Source organism: Salinivirga sp. (assembly GCF_035268865.1).
Lineage (GTDB): Bacteria > Bacteroidota > Bacteroidia > Bacteroidales > Salinivirgaceae > Salinivirga.
Genome location: NZ_DATFKB010000062.1, coordinates 1 through 8,381 on the forward strand (window position 1 = coordinate 1; position 8,381 = coordinate 8,381).

Below are 8,381 nucleotides of genomic sequence, written 5' to 3' on the forward strand. Positions count from 1 at the left end.
CACGCCCTAAAGGGCACCATCGCTCGCTAAACCCAGAATACCAATTCACCAATCACCTCCCGCTCTCACCTCACGCTCTCACCTTACAACTCACTCACCCAACCTGCCAATCCCTTCCACGCCCCAAAGGGGCAACCAGCAACAACCCACAGGCAGCGCCCTGGGTACATCACCCAACGCAGAAGAATCGCCGCGTTTGACAGCAATTACCTCCAAAACCGTAAATCATCGGCGAAACACCCCAACCAACCTACAAACCTACCAACCCCACTCACGGCTCCAGACGGTATCGTATCCATTTCCCTTCACTTTTCTCAAACACAATACGGTCATTTAATCGGCTGGGCCTGCCTTGCCAAAACTCAACATAAAAAGGCTCAATGCCATATCCGCCCCAGCGGGCAGGTCGTTCTAATTGTTCATTACCTTTCAGCATTGTTTCATACCGCTGTTCCAGGTCAGCCCTGCTTTCAGCCTTTTGGCTTTGCAGGCTTGCTATTGCTGCCGCCCGCGATTCCGGTGGACGCGAATCAAAATAAGCATCGCTTTGCCCGGCTGACAGGCGGGTTGCCGTACCTTCAATTCTGATTTGCCGTTCAAGTGCCGGCCAAAAAAAAGTAGCTGCTACCCGGTGATTTTTATTTATTTGCTGGCCTTTTAGACTATCGTAATCTGTAAAAAACATCAACCTGCCTTGTTCTATACCTTTGAGTAGCACCATACGACCGCTTACACGCCCATCTCCATTACTGGTAGACAAATGAAATGCATTATAGTCCGGCTGTTTGTTGGCCGCCGCTAACCAATATTCCACAGCTTCGATTGGCGAATCAGGCAAATCCTCAAAATCCAGGCTGTCTAAGTTATATTCTCTTCGGGAATTAATTTGCATAGCTTTTTTTTAGACCAACATCTGCGCTTTGCTTTTGTTGCCAGTCTTGTGCTGCGCAAATATAATTACAAGTTAAATGATTGGATATTCAACATTTTCAAAGTACAGCTGTTGTTTAGAATGATTATAAATGAATAAATGTTTAATCTGCTTATCGTTGGTAAAACGATGAGAATTAAAAACCAATAACTATGAAAATAGGGCTTTTAAGGGAACCCGATTTTGAACACCGCGTGGCACTTTTGCCCGAGGCAGTTCAAAAGTTGGAGAAAAAGGGACACCAGGTTTTATTTGAGCCTGATGCGGGAGCCAAAGCCTTTGCCCCCGATTCCGCCTATACCGAAAATGGCGCCGTTGCCACAAAGCGGACAGATATATTAAAAAATGCCGAACTCATATTAACCATTCAACCACTGCCGGTCAAAGAGCTGGATCATTTGCAAAAAGGACAGGTTGTGGTTGGTGTATACAATCCTTTGGTAAACAAAGAACTTGTAAATCAATTTAAAGATAAAGGCCTCACACTATTAAGCCTTGATAATTTACCGCGTACCACGCGTGCCCAGGCCATGGATATATTATCATCGATGGCCACCGTAGCCGGATACAAAAGTGTACTTGAGGCGGCCAACCGTGTACCGCGCTTTTTCCCCATGTTTATGTCGGCAGCCGGAACCATAAAACCTGCAAAAATGCTTATTCTCGGTGCAGGAGTAGCCGGTTTGCAGGCTATAGGCACAGCTCGCAAACTTGGTGCTGTGGTTGAGGTTTTCGATGTGCGTGCAGCTGTTAAAGAAGAGGTACACTCGCTCGGAGGCAAATTTATTGAGGTTGAAGGTGCCAAAGATGATAAAGATGCCGGAGGTTATGCCATAGAGCAATCAGATGATTTTAAAAATCGGCAGCAAGAGAAAATTCAGGAGCATGCCATTAAATCTGATGTCATTATTACAACCGCTCAAATACCCGGTAAGCCTGCTCCAAAGCTTATTACCAAAGCATCAATCGAGCAAATGAAACCCGGATCGGTCATCATCGATATTGCCGCATCAAGCGGAGGTAATACCGAACTTACCCAGGACAACAAAGTAGTGAACCACAATGGCGTAATGATCGTGGGTAACTCACAAATATCCTCAGATATGGCTGTAGATGCATCCCGTATGTTTGGCAATAATGTCATCAACTTTCTGGAAATTCTCACTGGCGAAAACAGTGCGCTGAAACTTAATTTTGAAGACGACATCATTGCTGGTTGCACCATTACCCATGAGGGAGATTTAATAAGTGAACGCATTCGAAAAGCATATAAAAATTAAATTGATATGGAAGCTATTCTGGAATTTTTCTTTACCTATCGCGAAGCAATTTTCATCATCATACTATCAATATTTCTTGGTATTGAAGTAATTTCCAATGTGCCGGCCGTATTACACACGCCGCTTATGTCGGGTGCCAATGCCATTCATGGTGTGGTAATAATCGGGGCCATTATTGTAATGGGTCATGCCGAAGAAACAATTGCCTTTATTCTGGGGTTTTTGGCCGTAGTGCTGGGTACGCTCAATGTAGTAGGCGGATTTGTGGTAACCCATCGCATGTTGGATATGTTCAACAAAAAAAAGAAGAAACAATAAACGTAGTTAATCAACAGCTTGTTTAAAAGCCAAATCAAAAGGTATGAACGAAGTATTTAAACTAACAGAAAATATATCATTTACACTTGGAGATGCATTGCTCGAGCTAATTTATGTAATTGCATCGGTGTTGTTTATTATAGGATTAAAAATGCTAAGTAGCCCCAAAACAGCCAAGCGCGGAAATCTTTGGGCTGCTTTGGGTATGGTAATGGCCATTATTGCCACCATATCGCTGCATGAAATGGATGGCGAACCCATCAAAAATATAGGCTGGATCATTGGAGCCATAGCCCTTGGGACTGTTATAGGCTGGGCCATAGCAGTAAAGGTCAAAATGACCGCTATGCCACAGTTGGTCTCGTTTTTTAACGGAATGGGTGGTGCCAGTGCCGCACTAATATCGCTCATGGAATTTCCACATCTTGCCCATGGCAGTGCGCTTGTGGCAATGCATACCGGCGAAGTACTGGCCATTCTGCTTGGTTTAATGATCGGAAGTGTATCGTTTGCCGGTAGTATGATTGCCTTTGGAAAACTCGATGGCCGAATAAAAGATATTCGTGCTTCAGCGCTGCGTGTAATTAATCTCATATTTTTAGCTGTGCTCATCGGCTTTATTGTTTACATTATGACACGCGGAGAAGCCAGTCCGGCAGAATTAATGCCTGCCATATATCTCATGTTGGCCATTAGTCTTATTTACGGAGTATCTTTTGTAATGCCAATTGGTGGAGCCGATATGCCCGTAGTTATTTCACTGCTGAACTCATTTACAGGAGTTGCCGCAGCTATGGGTGGTTTTCTTTACGATAATCAGGCCATGCTTACCGGAGGTATACTGGTTGGTTCGGCCGGTACCATACTCACCATTTTAATGTGTCGTGCCATGAACCGTTCGCTTACCAATGTGATTTTAGGTGCATTTGGTGGCGGTGGAGCAGCTGCAGGACAGGAAGGCGGTACAGTAAAAGAAATATCGCTGAGCGATGCCGCTGTGCTGCTCAACTATTCGCAAAAGGTGTACATTATTCCCGGTTATGGATTGGCCGTTGCACAGGCACAGCACCTTGTGAACGAAATGTCGAAAATGCTCGAGCGCAATGGGGTAGAAGTGAAGTTTGGTATTCACTCAGTTGCCGGCCGCATGCCCGGACACATGAATGTGCTGCTTGCTGAGGCAGATGTGCCGTACGAAAAACTCATAGAAGAGCGCGATGCCAGCGAAGAAATGTCATCGACCGATGTGGCTGTGGTTATTGGTGCCAATGATGTGGTAAACCCAGCTGCTGAAGAAGACCCCTCAAGTCCCATTTATGGAATGCCCATAATACGTGCCGGACAGGCCAAAAACATCATTGTAATGAAACGTGGAATGGGAAAAGGGTATGCTGCCATCGAAAACAGCCTTTTCTACAACGATAAAACAAGAATGCTCTTTGGTAATGCCAAAGATTCGCTGCAAAAACTGATAGAAGAGATCAAAGCATTGTAGTCCATTGAAAAAACTATATTTTAATGCGCAACAATAGCCGGCTTTCGGGCTTGTTCTTGTTGCGCATTTTTCCCGTTTTTTGCAATGCATGACCCACTTTGACTCTTCCTGGAAGTGGTTGACTTTTATTCACTAAACTTTTTTTCATGCGATGTACTGAGCTTGTCGAAGTGAAAAAAAAGTTACAATCGCAGGCCGCCTTAGCTTTAGCGTTTCACCTGCGGCAAGCCTTCGGCGACCGAAGGATGGCGCAAAAAGTCTAGATCAACTTACGCTTCCACCCACTCTGTTCAATAAATTAAATCACTTTTAAAAGCTGGGCAAGCCTCTTTTAAGTCATTTATATTGATTGAACCCCGATTATGAAAATATAGCGCAACTGCCTTCAGCAATTGCTAATATTGTTTATATCGGGATTTACTCTCATACTATCCATAATAATGATTTTCAATCATTTTATGGATTAATTCGAGTAGAACATTCAATCTGGCGCTTGCTCGCCAACGGCTTTAGCCCTCACAGCCTGTCCCGTGAAAAACGGGAAGTTTACGAGTAATTTGATCAGGCCAGCCCGCTTTGGGCATTGTCGTTGATGAAGTGGATAACAGTTGTTTTTATAGCCGCATGAAGAAAAATGCGTTAAGAAAACCTGTTCATTATGGCGTCAAAGTTTGCGCTGTTTGAGCACCGATTTTTCAGAAAAAATCGGTGTGAGTTCGTAAACTTTAGTCATAATGAGCAGGTTTTTAGCATTTTTCTGTAAGCGGCGGGGTTTTTTTGCCTACTTTTTTTGACCTGTAGCAAAAAAAGTAGGTTTATGACCAAATAGAAAAATAGCTTTTATAGAAATTAAATCTGGGTGTCCCAATGCACAAAACAGGAAAACGCCAGGGCAAACATTCACATACATCGAAACATAAAAACCGGCACAATTACAATAGAACAGTCAAAATCCCTTTATCTTTGCAATAAATTTCAAACCATTTGATTTAAACAGATTTTTATGAATTATCGAAAGCTTTTAGTGCTCGTACTTTTTATGAGCACCATACAACTATCAGCCCAGATTCCTTCTGGTTACTATGATAATGCGCAGGGATTAAACGGAACCGAACTTCGCCAGGCGCTTCATGACATCATAGACAATCATAACGCCCAATCATATTCTGCTTTATGGACACACCTTCAGGAAACCGACCGTAAAGACAACAACAAAGTTTGGGATATGTACTCCGATGTCCCCGGCGGAACACCTCCATACGAATTTGCTTTTGTTTCGGATCAATGCGGTAGTTACCAGGCTGAAGGCGATTGCTATAACCGGGAACATTCCTGGCCCAAAAGCTGGTTTAACGAAGACTACCCGATGTACACAGATATGTTTCATGTGGTCCCGTCCGATGGTTATGTAAACGGACAACGAGGGAACCACCCTTATGGAGAAACTAATGAAGCGTTCTGGATCTCACAAAACGGATCAAAAGTTGGCACATCTTCTTTTTCAACAATGAGTGGAACTGTTTTTGAACCAATAGATGCGTACAAAGGCGATTTTGCAAGAAACTACATGTACATGGTAACCCGTTATTACAACGAAGATACGGACTGGTATACAAACGACCTGGTGAACGGTGCAAATTTTACTTCTGTGGGCACTGCACTTATGCTAAAATGGCACGAGGAGGACCCGGTTAGTCAAAAAGAGATTGACCGTAATGATGCCATTTACCAAATTCAGGGCAACCGGAATCCGTTTATAGACCACCCGGAATATGCCAGTAATATTTGGGGAGCAGTAAACACGCCACCATATTTCATTAATCGGCTTACCGACACCACTTTGGCCGAAGGCGAAACACTTGAACTGGACATTCATTTTAATGATAATGAACCAGAATCTGTTTCCATTGAGTGGAACTGCCTGTTTTGCTCTGCAGATTTTATCTCTCTAACAAACATAGCAGACGGACACACACGCCTTACAGCAGCTCCCGTTTCAGGCGATGCAGGCAGTTATTCGGTAACTATTATCGCCAACGATGGTGTAAACGATAGTCCGAACTACCTGTTTGACCTGGTTGTGGAACAAGGTAACGCCATTCCCGACATTGATGACCACATACAGATTGCGCCAAACCCAACTAGCAACACATTTGTGATAAAAGACATTACAACACACTCCGGAGTAGAAAAAGTTATGGTTTATAATATTGCCGGACAAAGAGTTGATTCTTTTATCTTAAACCAAAAATCCGGGATAGAATTCGGATCCAATTATCAGCAGGGAACCTATATTGTGAAAATTATATCTTCATCATACACATTTACTCAAAAACTCGTAAAACGATAAACCAATGGACTTTTTAACCGATGACAACTTTTTATTATTTGTCATAATTGCGCTTGGTTTTATACTGGGTCGTGTCAATATAAAAGGCATATCCCTGGGTGTTTCGGCAGTAATGTTTGTGGCACTTATTTTTGGCCATTACGGCCTCAAGGTTCCGGATGCCATACAAACCATAGGTCTGGTACTATTTCTTTACACAATTGGGATACAGGCCGGCCCGGGCTTTTTTGCATCCTTTAAAAAAGATGGGCGCAGGCTTGCAATGCTGTCCGTTGGCGTAATGTTTACCGGTGGCCTTATAACATGGTTACTAATTGCATTGCTGGATTTAGACCCGAATATAGCGGTGGGCCTCTTCAGTGGCGCCATGTCCAGCACACCCGGCCTGGCAGCTGCCATTGACATTACCGGCTCACCATTGGCGTCTATCGGATATACCATCGCTTATCCGTTTGGGGTTATCGGTGTAATTGTTTTTGTGAGGGTGCTTCCAAAATTATTAAAAAAGGATATCAATCAGGCAGAAGCAGCTTTTGAGAAAGAAGCAGAAAAAGATCACCCTAAAATTCTACAGCGGCATTTTATTGTTGAAAATGAAAACGTAGACGGCCAAAAAATAAAAGACCTGAATATTCGACAAATGACCGGCGCAATGATCAGCCGTATCAAACATACCGGAGTTCCTGCTACTGTGCAGGCAGATACCCTTGTATACAAAAATGACATTATCAGGGCTGTAGGAACAGAAGACGCGCTTGAAAAAATAGAGCAACTCATAGGTCCGGTAACCGATGAAGATATTTCATTGCACAAAAGTCATGCTGTGAGATCCTTACTGGTTACCAACAAAGATGTGGTCAACAAGACGATTCCGGAACTAAACCTCCTCTCAGCCTACAACGCAGTTATAACCAGGATACGGCGGGCAGGCATCGATATTGTGCCAGACTCACAAGTAAAATTACAAATGGGAGATAAAATCATTGTATCGGCACGCACTGTTGATATGCCATCAATTATCAGGATTTTTGGAAATTCAAACAAAGACCTTTCTGACACCGATTTTCTCCCTATTGCAATTGGTGTTGTGCTGGGATACATTATCGGTCATATCAATGTTTCGATGGGAAGTTACTCCTTTAGCTTTGGATTAACCGGAGGTGTTTTAATCACTGGTTTACTGCTTGGTAGAACCGGCAAAACAGGCCCATTCGTCTGGACCCTGAGTGGTGCTGCCACACAATTACTACGGCAATTGGGCCTGATATTTTTCCTCGTATCGGTTGGCGCAAATGCCGGCAACCACATAGTAGCATCTTTTCAGGAATACGGAGCGCAACTTTTCGGATATGGAATTGCTGTTACGCTGCTTCCATTGATTCTCATTGTTTTGGTTGACCGGTATCTGTTAAAAATGAACATACTCTCATTTTTAGGAGCACTCTCCGGAGCTATGACAAGTACGCCGGCCCTTGCCGCGGTTGACCCAATGACCAAATCGAATGCTCCACACGTGGCTTACGCTACAATTTATCCAATTGCTATGGTACTGTTAATCATAACAGTAAAAATTTTATGTGCTATATAATATAAAAAAACTAATAGTTAAGTTTAAAAATATTCATATATTTGGATATCCTTAATATGTAAAAAGAAACAAAATGAAAGTCTCAGAATTAAACATTGACCAGTTGGAGGAAGCGGCAAGCATGTTAAAGGCCATTGCCCATCCCATGAGAATCGCTATTCTTAATTTTCTAGAAGATGGGAATAAAATGACAGTTACTGAAATTCATCAGAAATTACAGATAGAGCAATCAACCACATCACATCATTTAGGAATTCTGAAAGATAAAGGTGTACTATGTTCAAAACGGGAAGGAAAAAACACTTTCTATTTTCTCAAACATGAGCGATTAAGTAGTATTGTAGATTGCATAAGTCAATGCACTGTATAAAAAACCATCAAAAAAGGCTGCTTAAAAAACAGCCTTTTTTATTATATAT

Annotated in this window: 7 protein-coding genes; 6 read left to right on the forward strand and 1 reads right to left on the reverse strand. The window is 42.8% G+C overall.

The window, feature by feature from the left end; all coding sequences use genetic code 11:
- Positions 1-271 precede the first annotated feature (271 nt).
- Positions 272-892, reverse strand: coding sequence for a pyridoxamine 5'-phosphate oxidase (gene pdxH, locus VJ937_RS03970; RefSeq protein WP_324065600.1), 621 nt, complete (start codon positions 890-892; stop codon positions 272-274).
- Positions 893-1,083: 191 nt separating this feature from the next.
- On the opposite strand from pdxH, the gene VJ937_RS03975 reads away from it, so the two are divergent.
- From VJ937_RS03975 to VJ937_RS04000, 6 genes are all read left to right on the forward strand, one after another.
- Positions 1,084-2,211 carry a Re/Si-specific NAD(P)(+) transhydrogenase subunit alpha gene (locus VJ937_RS03975; protein ID WP_324065601.1) on the forward strand — a complete coding sequence of 376 codons (1,128 nt, stop codon included), beginning with the start codon at positions 1,084-1,086 and terminating at the stop codon, positions 2,209-2,211.
- A 6-nt stretch (positions 2,212-2,217) separates the two neighbouring features.
- Positions 2,218-2,529 (forward strand): NAD(P) transhydrogenase subunit alpha, encoded by a 312-nt coding sequence (locus tag VJ937_RS03980; protein ID WP_057954692.1) that lies wholly within the window; start codon positions 2,218-2,220, stop codon positions 2,527-2,529.
- Between the two features lie 43 nt (positions 2,530-2,572).
- The gene (locus VJ937_RS03985) at positions 2,573-4,024 is read left to right on the forward strand and encodes an NAD(P)(+) transhydrogenase (Re/Si-specific) subunit beta (RefSeq protein WP_324065602.1); all 1,452 of its coding nucleotides are present in this window, start codon (positions 2,573-2,575) and stop codon (positions 4,022-4,024) included.
- Between the two features lie 1,003 nt (positions 4,025-5,027).
- Entirely contained in the window at positions 5,028-6,374 is a 1,347-nt protein-coding gene (locus VJ937_RS03990; protein ID WP_324065603.1) for an endonuclease, read from the forward strand.
- Positions 6,375-6,378: 4 nt separating this feature from the next.
- Positions 6,379-7,962: an aspartate:alanine exchanger family transporter gene (locus VJ937_RS03995; RefSeq protein ID WP_324065604.1), complete on the forward strand. Its 1,584-nt coding sequence runs from the start codon at positions 6,379-6,381 to the stop codon at positions 7,960-7,962.
- A 73-nt stretch (positions 7,963-8,035) separates the two neighbouring features.
- On the forward strand, positions 8,036-8,332 hold the full coding sequence (locus VJ937_RS04000; RefSeq protein WP_057953110.1) for an ArsR/SmtB family transcription factor: 297 nt from the start codon (positions 8,036-8,038) through the stop codon (positions 8,330-8,332).
- Positions 8,333-8,381 lie beyond the last annotated feature (49 nt).

What these genes read in the sequence shown, in the direction of transcription:
- VJ937_RS03985 (WP_324065602.1), top strand. Translation starts at nt 2,573, where the DNA reads ATGAACGAAGTATTTAAACTAACAGAAAATATATCATTTACACTTGGA.
- pdxH (WP_324065600.1), bottom strand. Translation starts at nt 892, where the DNA reads ATGCAAATTAATTCCCGAAGAGAATATAACTTAGACAGCCTGGATTTT.
- VJ937_RS03975 (WP_324065601.1), top strand. Translation starts at nt 1,084, where the DNA reads ATGAAAATAGGGCTTTTAAGGGAACCCGATTTTGAACACCGCGTGGCA.
- VJ937_RS04000 (WP_057953110.1), top strand. Translation starts at nt 8,036, where the DNA reads ATGAAAGTCTCAGAATTAAACATTGACCAGTTGGAGGAAGCGGCAAGC.
- VJ937_RS03995 (WP_324065604.1), top strand. Translation starts at nt 6,379, where the DNA reads ATGGACTTTTTAACCGATGACAACTTTTTATTATTTGTCATAATTGCG.
- VJ937_RS03990 (WP_324065603.1), top strand. Translation starts at nt 5,028, where the DNA reads ATGAATTATCGAAAGCTTTTAGTGCTCGTACTTTTTATGAGCACCATA.
- VJ937_RS03980 (WP_057954692.1), top strand. Translation starts at nt 2,218, where the DNA reads ATGGAAGCTATTCTGGAATTTTTCTTTACCTATCGCGAAGCAATTTTC.